The 558-nt window shown below is 74.4% G+C and carries 1 protein-coding gene; it reads left to right on the top strand.

All coding sequences use genetic code 11. The features are described 5' to 3' along the window. On the top strand, window positions 1-558 hold a 558-nt coding region (locus tag AC27IO_RS25275), incomplete at both ends, for an FAD:protein FMN transferase (RefSeq protein ID WP_498741351.1).

Below are 558 nucleotides of genomic sequence, written 5' to 3'. Positions count from 1 at the left end.
CCCATCGCCCCAGGCCCTGAGCGATGCACGGGCCCGCGTGGGCCATGGCCGCATCGCGTTGCAGCCTGCGCGCCGCCAGGCCCGGCAGCCGGGTGGCGCGCAGCTCGATCTGAGCGGCATCGCCAAGGGCTATGCGGTGGACTGCGTGGCGCAGCATCTGCAGGCGCAGGGCTGGACCGATTTTCTGGTGGAGGTGGGTGGCGAGCTGCGTGCCAGCGGCCGCCGGCCGGATGGGCAGCCCTGGCGCGTGGCCGTGGCCGATCCCGCGGGCCATGCACCGCGCGCGCTGGTGCTCCAGGGCATGGCGGTGGCCACCTCGGGCGACCTCTGGCATGCGTTCGACCATTCGGGCCGCCGCTATTCCCACACCATCGATCCGCGCACCGGGGAGCCCGTGCACCACGCGCTGGCGAGCGTGACGGTGCTGCATGCCGAGTGCATGCAAGCCGACGCGCTGGCCACCGTCATCACCGTGCTGGGCCCGCAGGACGGCCTGGACTTCGCGCGGCGGCAGGGCGTGGCCGCACTGGTGTGCGAGCGCACGCCGCGGGGCCTGGC

The sequence above is a fragment of the Acidovorax sp. KNOB132 genome (assembly GCF_057541515.1).
This window is presented reverse-complemented; position numbering and strand designations above follow the sequence as displayed.